The sequence below is a fragment of the Singulisphaera sp. GP187 genome, from assembly GCF_900129635.1.
Lineage (GTDB): Bacteria > Planctomycetota > Planctomycetia > Isosphaerales > Isosphaeraceae > Singulisphaera.
This window is the reverse complement of the sequence record NZ_FSRB01000002.1, coordinates 1,892,630-1,912,795: the sequence shown is the minus strand read 5'-3', so window position 1 is coordinate 1,912,795 and position 20,166 is coordinate 1,892,630. Positions and strand designations below refer to the sequence as shown.

Here is a 20,166-nt window from a genome sequence, read left to right as displayed (position 1 = left end):
TGGTATTTACGCCGGCTTCCCACGAAGGTTCTCGAACCACACACACGATCGACCAGGGAGGGGACCCCTCATCCGAGGGGTCCTTTCGCTTTCTTCCGTTTGCGTTGCACTGCTGGGTGCGGGGCGGGACCGTACGCGGTTTCGCCCCCTGGCCAGCGGCCAGTGCGGATTCTCAGGAGGGAACTTCAAGGCTTCGGCCTTGCGGGTCCGTCGTGGGAGTTCGGTCAGCTCTTTTTCAATTCGGTGGTTAGATCACGCAAGTGAGAACCGCAAACGAAGTGGTCGTGGCAGACCAAAGTAGAAGAATCTCTCCACAATACAGTGGAACCCTTACGGATGCGTGAGAGTCGCTTGCCGCGAGGCAACCGACCTCACATTGGGATCGTTACCCAAAGTGAGAGTGATTCCTGCGTCGCGAGACGCTGGGCACTCGATCGAAGAGAGATCGGGGACTGACCCCTCGCCAGTTCGGCCGTCGAGTTTCTTTCGGGAAACCGCGGCGTCCGGATCGGCGTGGTCAAGCTCCTAAGGGCACGGGGGGGATGCCTAGGCGTCATCAGAGAGACAGGCGTGGAAGGCTGCGATAAGTCCAGGGGAGTTGCCCAACGAACGTCGATCCTGGAATGCCTGTAGAGACCCGGGGAACTGAAACATCTCAGTACCCGGAGGAAAGGAAATCAACCGAGACTCCCTCAGTAGCGGCGAGCGAACGGGGATCAGCCTAAACCGAGTGGGACACCACTCGGGGTCGTGGGGCCGATAACATGGGATGAGTGAGCGTCAGCTGAAGTCTCCTGGAACGGAGCGCCAGAGCGGGTGATAGCCCCGTAAGCGACGATGCAACCTCCCCTCTTCGGTACCCGAGTAGGGTCGGGCACGTGAAACCCGGCCTGAATCGGCGGGGACCATCCCGCAAGGCTAAGCACTCGATGACGACCGATAGCGAACCCAGTAGGGCGACCGAACGGTGGGAAGAACCCCGATTAGGGGAGGAGACTGAACCTGAAACCCCGTGCCTACAAGCGGTGGGAGCGCGATGTCTTCGGACCGCGTGACCGCGTGCCTTTTGCATAATGATCCGGCGAGTTACTGTATCCGGCCCCAGGTTAACCCCTTCAGGGGGGGAGCCGTAGCGAAAGCGAGTCTTCATCGGGCGCCATAGTCGGGTGCAGTAGACGCGAAACCAGGTGAACTACCCATGGGCAGGTTGAAGCGACCCTAACCGGTCGTGGAGGACCGAACCCACCAGTGTTGAAAAACTGGGGGAGGACCCGTGGGGAGGAGTGAAAGTCTTATCAAACCTGGAGATAGCTCGTTCTCTCCGAAATGGCTTTAGGGCCAGCCTCGGGACATATCACGCGGGGGTAGAGCGACGGAATTCGGTAGGGGGGCTTCCCGCCTACCCTCCGAAACCCAACTCCGAATACCGCGTGACGGACCCCGGGAGTCAGAACGTGGGGGATAAGCTTCACGTTCAAAAGGGAAACAACCCAGACCGCCGACCAAGGCCCCCAAATCGACGCTCAGTGGCAAAGGAAGTGGGATCGCGGTGACAGCCGGGATGTTGGCTTAGAAGCAGCCATCATTTCAAAAGTGCGTAACAGCTTACCGGTCGAGCCATCCCGCGCCGAAAATGACGGGGACTAAGCGTCGTGCCGCAGTCGCGGATCAGGTTAAAAACTGATGGTAGGAGAGCGTCGCCCACCGCAACGAAGCAGAATGGAAACGATCTGTGGAGCGTGGGCGAGTGCGAATGCCGGAACGAGTAACGACAAGACAGGTGGGAAGCCTGTCCGCCGAAAGCACAAGGTTTCCTGGGGAAGGTCAATCCGCCCAGGGTCAGTCGGGACCTAAGGCGAGGCCCAAGGGCGTAGCCGATGGACAGACGGTTAATATTCCGCCACCCGATGGTAAGGTTGAACGACAGAGGACGCCGGTTTCAGTCAGGTCGGGGTGCTAGAATACCCCGTGCCGCAAGGCCGACAGCATTCGATCTGGAAGCCTGATGCCAAGCCGGCCACGAAAAGCCCTGTCGGGACGAACCATCCGGCCCGTACCGCAATCCGACACAGGTGTGCTAGGCGAGTATCCGAAGGCGTTCGGGAGAACCCTCGTGAAGGAACTCGGCAAAATGACCCCGTACCTTCGGTATAAGGGGTGCTCTCCGTAAGGAGAGCCGCAGAGAATCGGCTCTAGCGACTGTTTATCAAAAACACAGGACTCTGCCAACTCGCAAGAGGACGTATAGAGTCTGACGCCTGCTCGGTGTCGGTAGGTTAAGGGAGCCGATGAGGCGTAAGCTGAAGTTGGCGACCGAAGCCCCGATAAACGGCGGCCGTAACTATGACGGTCCTAAGGTAGCGAAGTTCCTTGTCGGGTAAGTTCCGACCTGCATGAATGGCGTAACGACTGGAGCACTGTCTCCACGAGGGACCCGGTGAAACTGTAGCCGTGGTGAAGATGCCACGTACCCGCGGTCAGACGGAAAGACCCCGTGAACCTTTACTGCAGGTTGGCATTGGGTCAGCGTCCTTTCTGTGTAGCATAGGTGGGAGGCCGTGATCCGGCGGCGCCAGCCGTCGGGGAGCCATCGGTGAAATACCACCCTGAAATGACTCTGATCCTCACCGGTCCGTAGCCCGGACCGGGACCATGCTCATCGGGCAGTTTGACTGGGGCGGTCTCCTCCCAAAGAGTAACGGAGGAGTGCAATGGTACCCTCGGCCAGGTCGGCAATCTGGCAACATGAGCGCAAACGTAGAAGGGTGCCTGACTGCGAGACCCATCAGTCGAGCAGGGACGAAAGTCGGCGTTAGTGATCCGGCGGTGCTGGATGGAAAGGCCGTCGCTCAACAGATAAAAGGTACTCCGGGGATAACAGGCTGATCTCCCCCGAGCGTCCATAGCGGCGGGGAGGTTTGGCACCTCGATGTCGGCTCATCGCATCCTGGGGCTGGAGAAGGTCCCAAGGGTTTGGCTGTTCGCCAATGAAAGCGGTACGCGAGCTGGGTTCAGACCGTCGTGAGACAGGTCGGTCCCTATCTGCCGTGGGCGTAGGAAACTTGCGAAGGGTCTCCCCTAGTACGAGAGGATTGGGGAGGACCGACCTCTGGTGTACCGGCTGTTCCGCTCGGGGCATCGCCGGGTAGCTAGGTCGGGAAAGGATAAGCGCTGAAGGCATCTAAGCGCGAAGCCCTCTTCAAGACGAGGTTTCCAGCACGCAAGTGCGAAGGCTCCTGGAAGACGACCAGGTCGATAGGCCGGGAGTGCACGGCGAGTGATCGCCGCAGCCGACCGGTCCTAACAGCCGATCGCTTGACCACCCCGATCCGTCCGCCGGCTCCCTTGATTGGGACTCGAATCGGACTGGAATCAGGGTTGCATCATTCACCGATCGCATTCGATCGATCACACGGCGACGGATCCCATCCAATACGGGGACCACGCGTCGTGAAGAGACTCGAAGACGGTTGGTCATGCCCATCGAAACGCGCGGTTTGAGCTTGCGTGATGACCACACGAATCTGAACGACTGACACGTGCTCGGCAGGCTTGATCGCCTGCCGAGTGCTTTTCCGGCGAACATACTGACGGGGTCCCACCCGTTCCCATTCCGAACACGGCCGTTAAGCCCGTCAGGCCCATGATAGTGCCTTTGGCGCGAAAGTCGGTGATCGCCGGAATCCTTCAGCAACGCCCCGATCCTTCTTTATCGAAGGGTCGGGGCGTTTTTTGTTGCGCGCTAGCTTGCGTGAAGCTTTCGCTCGCCTTCCCAAGGTGAGCGAATCCCGCCCGCAGGTCAGCGATCGCCCCCCCTGGGACCGCGGGCGACCCGCCCGCAATTCAATTTGATCTTTCAATTCAATACAAGAGCGGGCGGGTCGCCCGCGGTCCCAGGAAGCTCCTGGCGGAAAACCATGGGGGGTGGCATTGCGAGGGGACAGGGAACTTACGCTCCCCGCTCGCCTTAGAGGGCGAGCGAAAGTTTGACGGTAGCGAAAGGTAGGGACCTGTACTCCCCAGTCGCCTCGTGAATTCATTGATGCAACGGCGCTTCGATCGCCGATAAAGCCATCGAATGGGATGATAGGGACGCTCGATCCTCTCTTGATGAACGAGCCTGGAGGGGGTCAAATCCGTTCAATTCGCTCAGCGACCTTCCGAAGGAATTCGTTTTTAATTGCCTCGATCGTCTCGTGTGACGCTTAAGCAAGGAGACACCAGGAAGGATCATCTCCCCGGTTATTATCCCAGATCGGTAGAGGCCCCCCCTAATCGGGCATTGAGGCCCGAGGAGATGCGTACTTTGTTATTCGCTTATCTCGGTCCGGAAACGCTGTTGCCCATGACGTCCGTCCTGGCCGCCGCGGTTGGGTTTGCAGCGATGTTCGGCCGAAACGTCTTCGTCTTGGCTTCAAAAATCTTTCGGTCGATCCTCAGAATTCCTCGACGCTTGGCGAAATCATCGCAAACAACTCTTCCCAGATACTCGCGGCAAGATCGGCGCCAGGGAGATTGGCGCGGTCCTCGGACGCACCCGGGTGAGGCCCATGTCGAGGGTGTGCTCCAAGGAACTCAGCCGCTAAGAACGTCCCGTTAACCGAGGCCGGTTAAAGGCAGAGATTCGCCACGAACCTGAGTCCATGGGTGGGACGACCGATCCGTCTCGCTCATGGTTTCTTGACACGATCGATTCCCGAGGTTCTTCAAGGATCTCTTGCAACGGATGAGCAGGTCGACCATGATTCGGCCGTGCCGCGTCAGAGCTTCCTGAGCCCCCATCTTGACGGGTGCGGTCCTCGTCACTGACGTGACGAACCCTGCTCGGACCATTTTCGACGCCTCGACGAACAGTCGAGGGGTCAATTCCGCACGGAAGGAGTTCGTTGCGGCCATGAAGATCCTCGTCGTTGGACTCGATTGCGCGACGCCGGAACTGCTATTCAGTGACGAGCGTCTGACGAACTTGCGCCGATTGATGGAGGCCGGTTGCTACGGCCGCTTGGAAAGCGTCATTCCTCCCATCACGGTCCCCGCCTGGATGTGCATGGCGACCAGCCAGGATCCGGGGTCACTCGGCGTCTACGGGTTCCGGAACCGGGTCGACCATTCTTATGACGGCCTCGGCATCGTCAACTCGCGGTCGATCAGCGAGCTGGCGATTTGGGATCAGGTCGCGCGTGAGGGAAAACGGTCGGTTGTCGTTGGCGTACCGCCAGCGTACCCACCCCGCAAGCTGAACGGCGTTTCCGTCGGCTGCTTCCTGACACCCGACACCTCCAAAGACATCTATACCCACCCTGCCGAAATTGGCAACGACATCAACACCCTGGTGGGCCCTTACCCTGTTGATGTCAAAGGGTTTCGGACGGACAACAAGGACTGGCTCGGCAAAACCGTCCTCGACATGAGCCGCAAGCAATTCGAAGTCGTGCGGCACCTCATGAAGAACACGGACTGGGACTACTTTCAGTTCGTGGAGATCGGTCTCGACCGGATGCAGCATGGCTTCTGGAAATATCACGACCCCGAGCATGTGCTGCACGAGCCGGGCAATCCCTATCAAAACATGATCCGCGACTACTACCGACATCTCGATGAGGAGATCGGTCGGGTCCTGGAGCTCCTGACCGACGACACGGTCGTGCTGGTCGTTTCCGACCACGGAGCGCGTAAGCTCGACGGCGGCTTCTGCGTCAACGAATGGTTGATCCGCGAGGGGTTGCTGGTCCTGAATCAGTATCCCGAAAAAGTCACGCCGTTCAGTAAGCTCGACGTGAACTGGGACAAGACGCGAGTCTGGAGCGAGGGGGGTTACTACGCTCGCGTCTTCTTCAATGTGAAGGGGCGAGAACCACGCGGAATCATCGAGCCGACCGAGTACGAGCGGTTCCGTGACGAGATCAAGGGCCGCTTCGAAGCGACCACCGATCCCGAAGGGGAACGGCTCGGCACCCTCGTGTTCAAGCCGGAAGAGGCGTTCCGCCACGTCCGGAACGTCGCCCCCGACCTGATCGTTCACTTTGGAGCGCTCTCCTGGCGTTCAGTGGGCGGGGTCGGCTACCCGACGATCCACGTCCAGGAAAACGATACCGGCCCCGACGACTGCAACCACGCCCAATTCGGTTCGTTCGTCCTGGCGTCGTCGAACAACCCGCTCCAAGGCGAAATCCAAGGGGCGCATCTTCTGGATATCGCCCCCACCCTGCTGGAACTGGGAGGTTACGACCGTCCTCAGTCGATGCAGGGGCGGTCGCTCGTCTCCGGGTTGGAAGTGAGCGCGACCGCGCCAGCCGGTTACTCCGCGGCCGAAGAGGAAGTGGTCCGCGACCGCCTCAGCGGGCTCGGTTACATCGGCTGACCTTATTCGCTTGCGGCCCTCGACTTGCAGGAGTTCGACCAGGAGGGTCGACGTTTATGACGGATCTCGCCACGAGCTCAACCCCTCGCCGTCTTCGTCGGTTCCTCCTCTCGCGACCAACCGCTGGGCCCCGCCCGGCGGCGGCGCGGGCTCAACCACTTCGCGTGCTGATGGTGTCCGTCTGGTTCGGGCTGCTGACCGGCCCCACCGAGCTCGCACTCGTCCTCGCGCAGAAGCAGCTCCGCGACGGGACGCCCGGCTTCTTTCAGATGAACCGGCAGATTGCCTGGATGATTCCCCTCTTCCACCTCCTCCTTTTCAGCGCCCTCGGCGCGTTGCTCGGACGGCTCGTCAGCAAGTGGTCGAGGTTCTCGACCCGACGCGCAGCCTTCTTCCTCGGGTTCGTCTCCCTGCTGAGCCTCTCCCTCGCAGTCCACTCCATTCATCCGATCGCCAGCGCGATTCTCGCCTGTGGGCTGGCCTATCGGGCGGCGCCTCGAGTCGAGGCGTCCTGCCTCAACTCGGGCCGACTCGTTCCGTTCACGTTCCCCGTGCTCGCCGGAATCGTCATGGGCTTGGTCGGCCTCTCGATCGGACGTGAGGCCTGGACGGAACATCGCGTGATGACAAACCTGCCTCGCGCCGCGGCCGGGGCACCCCACGTCTTGTTCATCGTGCTGGACACCGTGAGCGCCCAGCATATGAGCCTTTATGGCTATTCCCGAGACACGACCCCCAATCTCGCCCGCCTGGCACGTAAAGGGGTCCGGTTCGAGCACGCTCGGTCGGCGGCCCCCTGGACGCTCCCTTCACACGCGAGCATGTTCACGGGGCGATGGCCTCATGACCTCTCGGCCGGCTACGGCCAACCGCTCGATTCGGATGTCCCCACTCTGGCCGAGACGCTCCGCGATCGCGGGTACGCCACCGGAGGGTTCATCGCGAACACCCTCTACTGTAGCGCGGAGACGGGACTCAATCGCGGGTTCATTCACTACGAGGACCATGAAGTCTCCGCTTCGAGCGTGCTTCACTCGGCCGCATTCGGCCAGGTCTTCCTCGAAAAAATCGTCGCGGTCGCGGCCCGATCCACGCGTTCCAAGACGGTGACAGCGCCGGCGAGACCGTACAAGGATTCGTCACGAATCCAGCGCGACGCGCTTCGATGGCTCGCGAACCAAGGCGATCGCCCCGCCTTCCTGTTCTTAAACCTGTTTGACGCTCACACGCCGTATCTGATGCCCGATGGTTGCGCCAAGCACTTTGGACTGAGCCCGGAGAGCCGTGCGGATTACTCGCTCCTGAACGCGTTCTGGGAGGCTAACAAGCGGCGACTCTCACCCCGAGACGTTGCTCTGGCCCGCGACGCTTACGATGACTGCATTGCACACATGGACGCCCAGGTCGGCCGACTCCTCAAGGAACTCGAGCGCCAAGGAACGCTGCGAAACACCGTCGTCGTCATCACCTCGGACCACGGCGAAGCCTTCGGTGAGCACCAGCTCTTCGGGCATGCCAGCAGTCTCTACCGAGGCGAAGTGCACGTGCCCCTCCTGATCGTCGCGCCCGGGCGCGTCCCCGCGGGGGTCAGCGTGCGGCAACCCGTGAGCCTGCGCAACCTCCCGGCCACGGTACTCGACCTGGTCGGTCAACCTGATGAGGCGCATCGATTCCCGGGAACGTCGCTCGCGCGGCACTGGGATCCCGCGGCTCGAAACATTGATCCCGTCACGGATCCGGTGCTCTCCGAAGTTGCCGCGCCGGCGAAGAACAACCCGAACAATGGCCGCTCACCGGTCTTTCGAGGTTCAATGAGCTCGCTGATCGTCGACGGCAAGGTGTACATCCGCAGCGGCAACAGCCACGAAGAACTGTACGACCTCGACGCCGATCCCACTGAATCGGAGAACCTCGCGAAGAGGCAGGACTCCGGGTCCGCACTCGCCACGGCCCGCGCGGCCCTGATCGAAGCGCTCAAACCCGAGCGACGCTGACAAGAACGTGGGTGGGGAACTGCTACGCTGCTACGGCCAGGCAAGCCACCCGGCTCACTTGCGATGTACGACAGTTGTGCTACGATGGTCACGATGGAGGACGTCAATCGATGCACTTCGTGTGGTCAGCCGCTCGACCCCGCCCTCGGGTCGTGCCCGGACTGCGACCGAGCCTCCGACGAGAACGTCCTCTCGTGGGTGGCGGGCACGGACGAGCCTGGGAAGGTCAGGACCGATCGGACCTGTCCGTCATGCGGTTACGAAGGCGATTTCACGGTGGGCCCGGATGCGACCTTTTGTCCGGCTTGCCTCGCGGAGTATCCCAGGTTCCTCAATGAGCCTGTGTCGTCCATCAAACAGCTCGTGCATTGTCCGAGCTGCAATTTGGCGATCGGGATCTCGGACCAGGATCGAGACAAGACGATCGTCTGCTCGCGATGCAAGTATTTCTTGGGTTGCGTGTTCAAGACGGATCGGCAGGCTCGGAAAAAAGACGCACGCGACGCGCGACGTTCCGAGTAATTCAGACACTCTCACGCTTCGACCGTGGGTTCGTTTTCGGGCTCGCGAGGTGCCGGGCGGGCTTGCTCATCGATTTCCAACCCGCTTCGATTCGATTATTTTTAAAATCAGAATTCGGGCGGGACGCCCGCGGTCCCAGGGAGCACGACCGTGACGGAAACCGCTCTATTGTCGAGCGGTCGGTGTTCCCGGCGTCGCGCTTGCTTGGGGAATGGGCTCGAGGTTGCTGGTTTCGAGGCTGAGCAGAACGACCCTGGCGAGGTCGGCCGAGGAGGAATGGGCCACGCCGTGATCGCGGGCCCAGCGAAGGTGGTCGACGGCCCAGTTCTGCTTGCCGGATTGGAGAAGGTCGAGCGCCAGGAAGACGTGGGCCTCGGTCTTCTGAAGGTCGTCGCCCGCCGCTTCGAGCATCTGCTGCGCGGGCAGAGCTCGGTACATGTATCGAAGCACCGGTCCCGGCCAGGCCGAGCCGTTGGTGCCGGAAAGGGCCTTGGCGAGGAAGACGCGGGCCTCGGTTTCGTTCCCAGCCCGCCGCGCTCCGAGCGCTCCGAGCAATGACATGTAGAGTGTGGACGAATCGGGCCGTTCCTGGAGCGCCAGATAAGCGCGAGCGTCGGCGTCCGCGCCGTCACGGTCGGAACAGAGCAGGGACCAGCCGCGCAAGACGTAGGCCTCGGCGAATTTCGGGTTGATCTCGATCGCCTTGGTGAAATCCCCGAGGGCCCCTTTCCAATCCCCCTCGGCCCGTCGCGCATTGCCCCGACTGGTATACACGCGTGCGTTCGACGGATTGAGCTGAAGGGCCATGTCGTAATTGTGAATCGCCTGGACGCGGTGGCCCAGACTGTCGTGCGCTTTGCCCAGTCCCACATGCGCCAGGATCGCTTTCGGATCGAGTCGAAGCGCCTCGTTGTAGTCTTCGATCGCTCGCTCGAGCAGACCGAGCCGAGCGTAGGCACCCGCCCGGTTGAGGAACACCAGCGAATTGGTTGGCGCCAACCGCGTCGCCTCATTCATCTCGGCGAGGGCCCGTTCGTACTGCCCGACTGCGAACAGGGCCAGCCCCAGATTCGTCCTCGCCCCGGGGTTTATCGGATCAAGATGAATCGCTTCGTTCAAGTCGTCGACCGCCTTCTCATACTGCCCCAGTCCGCTGTAGGCGGCCCCTCGATTCTGATACGACGTGGCGCGGCGAGGGTCAAGTTTAATCGACTTGTTCAGGTCTTCAATCGCAGGTCCGTAGCGACCGAGTCTGACGAGGACTCCGCCGCGATCCTTATAGGCCGCCGCGCGGCGGGGATCGAGCCGAATCACCGCGTCGAGGTCGGGAAGGGCCCGCTCGTTCTCGCCCAACTGGGCAAGCAAAGAGCCGCGGCGGCTGTGCGCCTCCTCATTGTCGGCATCGAGCTCGACCGCGAGATCGAAGTCCGCGAGTGCCTCTTTGAGTCGCCCGAGTTGCCAGAGGGCGTCGCCGCGGAAGGCGTACGCCCGCGATTGTCTGGGGTTGAGCCGGATCGCCTCGCCGAAGTCGGGCAGGGCCCCCTCGAAGTCTTTCTTCGAGACAAGCGCCTCGGCCCGACCCAGGAAGCCGCTCGGATCGCTCGGGTTGGCCCGGATCGCCTCGCCGTACTGCTCGATCGCCACATCGTCCTGCCCCAGCCGGTGCGCCACTTGCCCGAGGCCGCAATGCGCGTTCGCGAGGCTGGTGGGATCTCGCTTGAACGAGAGCGCGAGGAGACCGAGCGACTGGTCGAAATCCTTGCGGGCATCCTCGTAATCGCCGAGCATCACGCGGGCGATCCCGCGGTCGATGTGCGAGGAATACGACCAAGGGGTGATCCGGATCACCGCATCGAAATCGGCCACGGCCTGCGCAGGCTGGTTGAGGCGAAGAGAGGCGATTCCGCGCTTCGATCGTGCCTCGAGATCACGGGGCTTCCGCTTCAAGAGTTCGTCGAATTGAGCGGCCGCCGATCGATAGTCGCCGGCTTCAAAAAGCCGGAGTGCCTCGGCTCGAACGTCCCCGACACGCTGCGCGGAGACAGGGCTCGTCAGGACGACCAGCAAACCGGTCGCGATGAGGAAGGGGAGGGGGATCCGCCTGATCCGCATGTCTTGATCCTTGTCGACGTCGGGAACCACATCTCTGATTGTCGACGTGTCGAACGGCGGGACGCCTGCCGATTGGGCCGGTCCGCGCGACCTCCCTGCCGGTTATCCCGATCCTGGCGATGTTGCGAGCGGAAGAACGCGCCTGACACGGCTCGAATACGAAAGCAAGAACCGGAGTTCCTCACGGGCAGTGCCGTCTATGATGGAGTCCATGAGCACTGGGCCAAACCGAATGAGCATGAGCGCGACGGGAGGACGAACCTCATGACCACTGCAATCGAGAGGACCGATGCAATCGCATCGCCGTTCTCGAACGACGAGGCCCGCTGGCAGGCCGTCGTGGATCGCAACCCCGTCGCGGACGGCACGTTTTACTATTCGGTGCGAACGACGGGCGTGTACTGCAAGCCCTCCTGTGCCGCGCGGTCGGCGCTTCGCAAGAACGTCCGGTTCCATGCCACCTGCCAGGACGCCGAGTCCGCAGGCTTCCGCGCTTGCAAGCGGTGTAAGCCGACCGAAAAGGGTCTGGCCGAACGCCAGGCCGCGATGATCGCCCAGGCCTGCCGAACGATTGAAGCGGCGGACGAGGTCCCGAGCCTGGATGAGTTGGCCACCTCGGTCGGCATGAGTCGCTACCACTTCCACCGAATCTTCAAGGAACAGACCGGTCTTACCCCCAAAGGCTACGCGTCCGCCCACCGGGCCCAACGCGTCCGAGCCGCGCTCACAAGGAGTCCGACGGTGACCCAGGCGATCTATGGTGCGGGGTTCAACTCCAACAGTCGTTTCTACGAGTCCTCGACCGAAGTGCTCGGCATGACGCCGACCGCATTCCGCGCAGGGGGCACCGGCGCGTCGATTCGATTCGCGATCGGCGAATGCTGGCTCGGTTCGATCCTCGTGGCCGCTTCCGACAAGGGCGTGTGCGCGATTCTTCTCGGCGACGATCCGGACGAGCTGGCCCACGACCTCCAGGACCGCTTTCCGAAGGCCCAGCTCATCGGTGGCGACGCGGACTTCGAGCAATGGGTCGCCAAGGTGGTCGGATTCCTGGAGACGCCCTCGCTCGGCCTCGACCTCCCCCTCGACATCCGCGGCACCGCGTTCCAACAGCGCGTCTGGGACGCCTTGCGGGCGATCCCGGCCGGTTCGACCGCGACCTACGCCGAGATCGCCAACCAAATCGGACAGCCCAAGGCCGTGCGGGCGGTGGCCCAAGCCTGCGCGGCGAATGCCCTTGCGGTCGCGATCCCTTGCCACCGCGTGGTCCGAACGGACGGGTCACTGTCAGGCTATCGGTGGGGCGTCGAACGTAAGAGTCGGCTGCTCCGACGCGAACAAGGGGCGAGCTGATCCCCATGGTAGGGCAAACCCGCACTTACGAACTCGACTACACGCCCCCTCTGGATTGGGCGTTCTTCCTCCAATATCTCGGAGCTCGGGCCACACTCGGCGTCGAGGCCGTGGAGGAAGAACGCTACGTCCGCACGTTCGCGTTGGGGGAATCCCGCGGCACGCTCTCGTTCACCCACCACCCGACAGCCGCCCTAATTCTGCTCACGATCGAAGCCAAGGTCGGGACCGAGACCCAGGCCATCCTCGCGCGTGCGCGAAGGATGTTCGACCTGGAGATCGACCTGTCGTCAGTCCACCTGGTCCTGGGCGCCGATCCTCGGATCGGTCCCCTCCTGGCGGCCTCGCCGGGGATCCGTGTCCCTGGGGCCTGGTCCCCGTTCGAGTTGCTCGTCCGGACCATCGTCGGCCAGCAGGTGACCGTGAAAGCGGCGACGACGATTATGGGCCGGATTGCCAGTCGACTCGGCGAACCCGTCGACCCAGCAAGTCGAGGCGGCCCCTCGTTCCTGTTCCCGACTCCGCGCGCGGTCGCCGACGGCAAGCTCGAGGCGATTGGCATGCCGTCGCGGCGGGTGCAGACCTTGCAGCACGTGGCCCGAGCGATCGCCGATGCGACGATCCCATTCCCCGATGGCGACAGTTGCGTGGTCGGGGTGAAGGAAGCCCTCTTGAGCATGCCCGGAATCGGGCCTTGGACCGTGGAGTATTTCGCGTTGCGGGCACTCCGCGAGGCCGACGCCTGGCCAGGGACCGACCTGGTGCTGCGCCGGGCTCTCGAACCCCATGAGCCGGGAAGGCCGACAACCGCGGCCGACCATTGGCGGCCGTTTCGCGGGTATGCCGCGGTGCACCTCTGGAACCACGCAGCCAGGCAATCACTCCCACAAACCGCGGACCAGAAAAAAAATGAGTCATAAAACCGTGACGCAAACCACACCGACGAGCGTTTCGGAGCGCGTCGCGTCCCTGGACTGGGCGAAACTCGCCGCCGAACTTGATGACCAGGGCTCCGCGGTGATCGGGCCCATACTCACGCCGGAGCAGTGTGACGCGCTCGCGGCCTCGTACGACACCGGCGGGAGCTTCCGGAGCCGGGTCGTCATGGCACGGCATGGCTTCGGGCGCGGGGAGTATCAATACTTCGCCTACCCGTTGCCACCCCTGATCGCCGATTTGAGGAATGCGCTCTACCCGCCACTCGTGGAGATCGCCAACCGCTGGAATCAGGCGATGGGCCTCGAGGTCCGTTATCCGGTCAGTCACGCAGCCTTTCTGGACCGTTGCCACGAGGCGGGCCAGACCAAGCCCACGCCCCTGATGCTCCGCTACGGCCCCGGCGATTACAACTGCCTGCACCAGGACCTCTACGGCGAACATGTCTTCCCGCTCCAGGTCGCGTTCTTGCTCTCCAAACCAGGCGACGATTTCCAGGGCGGCGAGTTTGTCCTGACCGAGCAGCGGCCCCGAATGCAATCGAGGGCCGAGGTCGTCCCCCTCGGCCAAGGACAAGGCGTGATCTTCCCGGTCCACCATCGCCCGGTCCAAGGCACCCGCGGTTGCTATCGCGTCACCATGAGACACGGCGTGAGCCGATTGCGCGCAGGCAGCCGCCACACCGTTGGGTTGATCTTCCACGACGCAACCTGAAGGCAGTCACACCCAAACCAATGGATTGGTGGATTTGGGCGTCTCCACTCAAAGCGAGCGGCACGGATCCGATCATGAGTGGGCCGCGCTACCCTTCCCTCCTGAGGTCCGCAGGAAACCGAGCCAGTCATTGGGCCGCAGACCTGAGGTGTGATAAGGCAACGTCATCACGCAAAACCGGCCCCCCCCATCACCACTCACACGGCTTCACGCTCGAATCGAGCTCACTGCCAATCCACCGACGAGATTCTCCTCACATATTGGAAAATCCGGAAATCCAAACCATGTCGATGATTCAAATCCCATGGTAGTCCTGGTAAACTGAAGCGGTGCGCATGACGTGTCCCGTCGTCCGTCAGGCGCAATTCACAAGTGGATGTCGGCTCCTCGTTCGCAACGAGGCAGGACACGTTGACCGTAAATTCACCCATTTTACGGACTTTCCCGTGACATTTGTTCAACCGCATTGAAATCGGCTTGCGCTCGACGCAGGACCTCAGACGATCGCCGCAACCCGTTTTTTTGATTGTCTTGCGCCGATTCGGAGCTTCGGTTCCAAGATTTGGGTGAACCCCGCTCGGTCCTTCATCGACTTGACCCGAGAGGCTCTTACCCGTCAGGATTGGTAAGGCCATTCTCACTCTGAGCGGAAGCCTCCCCCCCGAGCCGATTCTGTGGGGGATGAAGTCTGGGGGACAGTCATCGTGGATCGATGCTCGAAAGAGCTATTTCTGGCGTCGTGTGGTTTAGCTGGACCGTTGCGACTGAACATTGAACGACCGAGGGGCACCGAGTCCCGCGTATTCGAGGTCCCGTTCGTCGTGGCGGGAAGTGATCCGAGGACGGACTTGGTCGTGGATCACCCGCGGGTCAGTCGGCGTCAGGTTTATCTCCAGGTGATTGCGGGCCGGAGCTTCCACGTCAACATCGGAGGCCGGATCCACGACGACTGTGAGCGAGAACTCATCCCACAGGGGTGGGTCGACGACCAACGGGGGATCGAGATCGGCCCGGTCCGAATCCACACGGAGGATCCAGCGAGCTCCGTCAATCTTGGGAACCCTCTCGACGCGCGGTCGCTTGATGATTCCCCGTTGCCGGTTGTGATCTTGGAGTTTCCCCAGCAAACCGGGCGCCCTTCCTGGAAGCTCAGCCGCGTCCTGACCCTGCTCGGCCGCACCAGCGAGTGCCGGCTGCGATTCTTGGATCACGAAATCTCGCATTACCATTGCAGCCTGCTCCGCACCCCCTCAGGCACGTGGGTCGTCGACCTGCTGGGACGGACGGGGATCAAGCTCAATAAGCAACCGATCCGCTGGGCTCGGCTGGAGAATGGCGATCTGCTCGAGGTGGGCCGCCACCTGATCCGGATTCGGTGCGAGATGCCCGCCCCCAAGCCGTCCAGCCAGGCGATTCGGACCGTCTCGACCGTCGCGGTGGTGAGCCCACGACCAGGGCGGCCCCCTACGCTCTTGGAGATCGGCCACGACCTGCCACAGGATCCACCGTTCCTCGCGCCAACCGATCGGACCGAGTCAATCATCGCCTACATGGCGAACCAGTTCGGCCAGATGCAGCAGCAGATGCTCGATCAATTCCAGCAAGCCATGGTGACCATGGCGCAGACGTTGGGCTCGCTCCACCGCGACCAGATGGCCCAGGTGCGTGACGAACTCGACCAACTCCGCCAACTCAGTCAAGACCTCCTCATCCTCCAGTCCCAGGCCCAGGCCAATCGCGGGGATCCCTTGCTCGTCGCATTGCCTCCGATCAGGTCCACGAATGGCATGGTTGCCACGGACGATGCCATGTCCCGTGTTCAAGCTCTGCTCCAGGCCTCGCTGACCGCCGCCAACTCCGCTACTCCGAGCGAAGAAGACAAGGCGGTGACCAAGCCACGCTCATCAACCCCTCCCGACGACGAGCCGCAGCACGGGGCGATCAAGAACGGAACGAGTCCGAAAGCCAATCCTTCCTCCTCGAAACCGACGAGCATTCCCACACCCAGTCCTGCCCAGGTCTCGGCTGACGACGAGACGACCGCGCCTACCGACAAGTTGCCCGACGATCAAATCCATAGTTTCTTGTGTCAGCGCATGGCCAAGCTCCAACAGGAGCGTCAGGGCCGTTGGCAGAAGATTTGCGACCTGATGCTCGGGCGCTAACACCCTGCGAAACTCCGTCGAAGCGGACCTCGAAAACGAGAAATCCTGAGTGCGCCTGGCATTCAGGCCCTCCCGAGGACGGCCTGTCCGTCGGGTCGACCAATCAGCCGGGCGTATGGAAACGCGTTGCGGAGAGCGTGGCCACACGGATCGACCGGTTCAGCCGAATCTTGACGCCCGCCGTGCCCGACAAGGTACCGAGCGTCGTCCGGCCGTCGCCCGGTCGTGAACGCTTCACGCTTCCGCTGAGGATGCTCCGCCGCGCGACGGTCTGCACCAGGCGCAACTGGCGGGCTTCGCCATCGGCGCCGCGTTGCAGCTCCATCAGGCCCCCTCGGGACAACCGCAGTGTCACGCGATCGCCGTTGCGGTCGGAGTAGACAAACTTGTCGCCCGCACCAAAAATCACGGTATAAGCCCCGCCGTTGACTCCGTTGGAATCACCGTCGAGCAGGTCGCCGTTGGCGTTAGTCACTCCCACCGTACCGCTCGGGTTCCCGTTGACAACCAGTTGATTGAACGTATTCAAACGAAGCGGGGTTGCTGGAGTCAGCAAGACTTGAAGGCTTGCCGGAATGTACACAGCCGACGCCAAAGGGACGCTGAAGTCGTCGGGCGTACTCAAGTACCCGTCCGCCCCGGCGGAGACCACGACGAACCCGTAGCTCGCCACGTTCTGGGCCCGGACCGGATCGAGTGGCTCGCTGAAGGTCAGGAGGATCCCGGTGACTCCCCCCGGGCCAACGATCAGGTGGAAGTCGCGAATCAGCGGGCCAGGTTGATTCAGGTCGGGATTCGGATTTGGCTTCGTCGACGGATTGCCCGGATTCGGACCCGTCGAGGGACCGCCGGGGGTCACGACGCCGCTATCCTTGATCGTCAGAACCGCCGTACTTGGTGCTCCGAGAATCCCAGTGCTCGGGTTGAACAGCGTCAGGTTGACAACCTTGTCGCCGTCGGCCAGGTTGTCGTTGAGAATCGGGATCGTGAACGTCCGGGTCGTCTGACCGGCATCGAATGTCACCTGGCCCGACGTGCTCTTGTAGTTGGTGCCGGCCTGGGCGGAGCCGTTGCTCGTGGCGTAGCCGACGGTCAGAGTGCCCACGCCACTGTTTCGGGTGACCGTGATGGTGGCTGTTCCCGCCTTCTCGTTGACCGAGTAGGTCGCCGCGTTGAACTGCACAGCGGACTGATCGTTGTCAACGATCGTCAGAATCGCCGTGGCAGGGGTTCCCGGCGTGGCCCCATTGGTCGGCTCGCTCAATGTAAGAAGGATCGTCTCGTTCGCCTCGACCAACTGGTCGTCCGTGATTGGAATCGTGACCGTCTTGGTCGTCTCGCCCGGATTGAAGAAAATCCGACCCGAGATCGCCGTATAGTCTGCCCCTGCTGTCGCGGTTCCATCGCTCGTGGCAAACTTGATCGAGGCGGTTCCACCACTACCACCATTACGAGTGATGGTAATCGTGGCGCTTGCGGCTCCCTCACTGATACTGAAGGTCGGGCTGCTAAACTGAATCGTCACCGGCTCGCTAGGCATCGCGTTCGAGAACTCCGAAGTATTGCCCGTGGGGTCGGTGGCGGTTGCCGTAACGAACTGTCCCGACGGGACGGCAATCGGCACGTTGAGGGCGAACGTGGCGTTGCCCGAGGCGTCGGTCATCAAGGTCGATGTTCCGAGCAGCATCCTCCCCTGGCCAAAGCCCGACTTGTCCTTCTCGAGACTCGAAAAGAACTGGATCGTGAAGCTCGTATTCGGAGCGGCGTTAAACGTGCCTTGCACGAAGGTGGCGTTCCCGCTGGGGGCCACGGCTGTGAGGATCGGGTAACTTTGGAGGCGGTTCGCACCCGAATGGGGACTGCCGGGCGAATTCGCCGTGACGCCGTACTGATCCTGGTTGCCTCCGACAAGGTCGATTCCCAGCACGGTATTCGAATCGATCCGATTCGAGAGGATCGCATTATCGGAACCCGACTCGACTCGAACGCCATCGCGGACGTTGAAGGCAATCGTGTTGCCAGCCCCCGGGTCGATTCCGCCGATCAAGTTGCTCGACGCATCGGAGGTGATGAGGACGCCGTCGACCTTGTTGTGGAGAGACACGGTCCCGGTAAGGTCTGTGCCGATAAAATTTCCTTGCACGAGGTTGTCCCTCGCGCCCAGACCCATAATATGCACACCCGTATTGTTTCCCGAGATAACGTTTCCTTCACCGGTGGCGATTCCGCCGATCTTGTTGCGGGGCGCATTGTCGAGGATCACGCCGTCGACCGCGTTCCCCAGGTCGGTAATCCCATCGGTCGCGGTTCCGATGAAATTCCCCTGGACGAGGTTTCCGGTGGCGAGAGCAGGACTCGTTGAGCCCAGGTCGCGGATCACGATGCCGTGGTTATTACCCGAGATCGTGTTACGATCGCCTGGGTTCGGCCCACCGATAATATTGTGCCCTGCATCTTCGAGATGGATCCCATCGAACGTATTGCCAAAATCGCTGCCACCGTCGGGATTGAGGCCGACAATGTTGCCCCGAATGACGTTGTCGGTCGCTCCCGCTCCCTCTAGCATGATACCATGCTCATGATTCAGTGAGATAACGTTCGTCCCCGCGGCCGTCGAGTCGCCAATCAACGTCCCCGAAGACCTGATGCGAACGCCGTTCAGGTTATTGGGGATCGAGAGCGAAATCAGGTTATCCGCAATATTAAATCCAATCCAATTGTTCAGCAAGCGATTGTTTGTTGAGGCGACTCCATCGATCAGCACGCCGTCGGCCTGATTCGCGGCGATGACGTTCTTGCCGGCGGGAATCACACTGCCAATGGAATTCTTGGGCGAGTTCCGAATCAGGATCCCCTCGGCGCCGTTGGGCCGGGGATTCATCCCCTTGGGGATCAACGCGTCATTGGAGAGATAGCTGATGTCAGCCCCGATCACGTTGCCGAGGATCTGGTTGCCTTGGATTTCGGCATCGGGCGTGCTCGGGTTCGGCCCGTCGGGTCCAAGGATCATCACGCCTTGGGCGCCGTTGCCGGAGATGACATTTCCGCCCCCCGCCAGGGCCTCACCGATGGTGTTATTGGACGAGAGCACCAGCACACCCTGGAAGACGTTGTCGAGGATGGCGTTGCCTTGAACGAGGTTGCCGGTCCCTTCCTGCTTCGAGATGCTGATTCCCACCGCTTTGTTGCCGGCGATTACGTTGCGAAGCCCCGGGGTATTCCCACCGACCCGGTTGTTGGATGAGGTGATGGAGACGCCCGATTGCCCATTGCCCTCGACCGTTGAAATCGGCTGGCCTGCAACCGGATTTGAGGACGTCCCGATAAAGTTACCGAACAGCGAGTTCCCCTGGGCCTTCTTCACGATCCCGTTGTCAATGCGGTTAGAGATTTCGATACCGTTTCCCTGGAACTTAACAATCATCAGGCCAGAGATCACGCAGTTCGACGCATTGATCGTCAACCCATTTGCAGCGGGACCGGCGAGTGAACCATCCAGGCGAACCGTCAACGTTGCGTAGTCGATGCGGGTGATCGCCGGCGCATTCGGCGATGCCCCCGGTTGGGTATAGCCGTCCATGGTCACCGGATGCGTGATCGCCGGCAGGGCGGAAACCGGCGTAATCGTCTGGAGTCCTCCGCCCGGAATCGCAAACGCGATATAATCCTGCGCGGAGGTGCTCGGAGTACCGACGACCATGCTTTGGGCGGCCGTGCTCAAGGCCGAGACCGACAAATCCCCGTTCGTCAGCCTGATCGCTTCGCGAAGCGAGATCGTGGGATCCGTGGGGTCGTTCTCGTCAACGGCCGTGGTGACGTAAATCGTCGCCAGCAATTGACGTTTCTCCATCGCCTCGACCTGAAGCGGGAGCGCCCTGGAACGTCGACGGCGGTTTTGACTCATAGCCATTCTCTTTGACGTGCGTCAAGGCGGGAAGCGGAACCACCCAGAGCGATGGATCATCCGGCGGCAAGGGATCGCAATCATCCCAAAGATACCGCAGAAAAA

General features: G+C 61.8%; 8 protein-coding genes and 2 rRNA genes. 8 read left to right on the top strand and 2 right to left on the bottom strand.

The window, feature by feature from the left end; translation table 11 throughout:
• Positions 1-515 precede the first annotated feature (515 nt).
• From BUS42_RS31955 to BUS42_RS31935, 4 genes are all read left to right on the top strand, one after another.
• Positions 516-3,323, top strand: a 23S ribosomal RNA gene (locus BUS42_RS31955).
• Positions 3,324-3,574: 251 nt separating this feature from the next.
• Positions 3,575-3,683 (top strand): 5S ribosomal RNA (gene rrf / locus BUS42_RS31950).
• Positions 3,684-4,894: 1,211 nt separating this feature from the next.
• Positions 4,895-6,361, top strand: coding sequence for an alkaline phosphatase family protein (locus BUS42_RS31940; protein WP_074313862.1), 1,467 nt, complete (start codon positions 4,895-4,897; stop codon positions 6,359-6,361).
• 56 nt (positions 6,362-6,417) lie between these two features.
• A complete protein-coding gene (locus tag BUS42_RS31935; RefSeq protein ID WP_074313860.1) occupies positions 6,418-8,355 on the top strand; it encodes a sulfatase in 1,938 nt (645 codons plus the stop codon).
• 687 nt (positions 8,356-9,042) lie between these two features.
• On the opposite strand, the gene BUS42_RS31925 is transcribed toward BUS42_RS31935, so the two are convergent.
• A complete protein-coding gene (locus tag BUS42_RS31925; protein WP_074313855.1) occupies positions 9,043-10,989 on the bottom strand; it encodes a tetratricopeptide repeat protein in 1,947 nt (648 codons plus the stop codon).
• A gap of 264 nt (positions 10,990-11,253) precedes the next feature.
• Here BUS42_RS31925 and ada point away from each other — a divergent pair, with 264 nt between their 5' ends.
• The 4 genes from ada to BUS42_RS31905 all read left to right on the top strand — a co-directional run bounded on the left by ada (position 11,254) and on the right by BUS42_RS31905 (position 16,157).
• Positions 11,254-12,342 carry a bifunctional DNA-binding transcriptional regulator/O6-methylguanine-DNA methyltransferase Ada gene (ada, locus tag BUS42_RS31920; protein ID WP_074313852.1) on the top strand — a complete coding sequence of 363 codons (1,089 nt, stop codon included), beginning with the start codon at positions 11,254-11,256 and terminating at the stop codon, positions 12,340-12,342.
• A gap of 5 nt (positions 12,343-12,347) precedes the next feature.
• Complete coding sequence (locus BUS42_RS31915; protein ID WP_074313850.1) at positions 12,348-13,262, top strand: DNA-3-methyladenine glycosylase family protein; 915 nt, start codon at positions 12,348-12,350, stop codon at positions 13,260-13,262.
• Positions 13,252-13,992: a 2OG-Fe(II) oxygenase gene (locus BUS42_RS31910; RefSeq protein WP_074313849.1), complete on the top strand. Its 741-nt coding sequence runs from the start codon at positions 13,252-13,254 to the stop codon at positions 13,990-13,992. The genes BUS42_RS31915 and BUS42_RS31910 overlap by 11 nt, the downstream gene beginning before the upstream one ends.
• 854 nt (positions 13,993-14,846) lie before the next feature.
• A complete protein-coding gene (locus BUS42_RS31905) occupies positions 14,847-16,157 on the top strand; it encodes an FHA domain-containing protein (protein WP_254053922.1) in 1,311 nt (436 codons plus the stop codon).
• Between the two features lie 103 nt (positions 16,158-16,260).
• Here BUS42_RS31905 and BUS42_RS31900 read toward each other — a convergent pair whose 3' ends face one another.
• Entirely contained in the window at positions 16,261-20,061 is a 3,801-nt protein-coding gene (locus BUS42_RS31900; protein ID WP_074313846.1) for a Calx-beta domain-containing protein, read from the bottom strand.
• Positions 20,062-20,166 lie beyond the last annotated feature (105 nt).

Coding starts and splice junctions, on each gene's coding strand:
- BUS42_RS31940 (WP_074313862.1), top strand. CDS start 4,895: ATGAAGATCCTCGTCGTTGGACTCGATTGCGCGACGCCGGAACTGCTA.
- BUS42_RS31935 (WP_074313860.1), top strand. CDS start 6,418: ATGACGGATCTCGCCACGAGCTCAACCCCTCGCCGTCTTCGTCGGTTC.
- BUS42_RS31925 (WP_074313855.1), bottom strand. CDS start 10,989: ATGCGGATCAGGCGGATCCCCCTCCCCTTCCTCATCGCGACCGGTTTG.
- ada (WP_074313852.1), top strand. CDS start 11,254: ATGACCACTGCAATCGAGAGGACCGATGCAATCGCATCGCCGTTCTCG.
- BUS42_RS31915 (WP_074313850.1), top strand. CDS start 12,348: ATGGTAGGGCAAACCCGCACTTACGAACTCGACTACACGCCCCCTCTG.
- BUS42_RS31910 (WP_074313849.1), top strand. CDS start 13,252: ATGAGTCATAAAACCGTGACGCAAACCACACCGACGAGCGTTTCGGAG.
- BUS42_RS31900 (WP_074313846.1), bottom strand. CDS start 20,061: ATGAGTCAAAACCGCCGTCGACGTTCCAGGGCGCTCCCGCTTCAGGTC.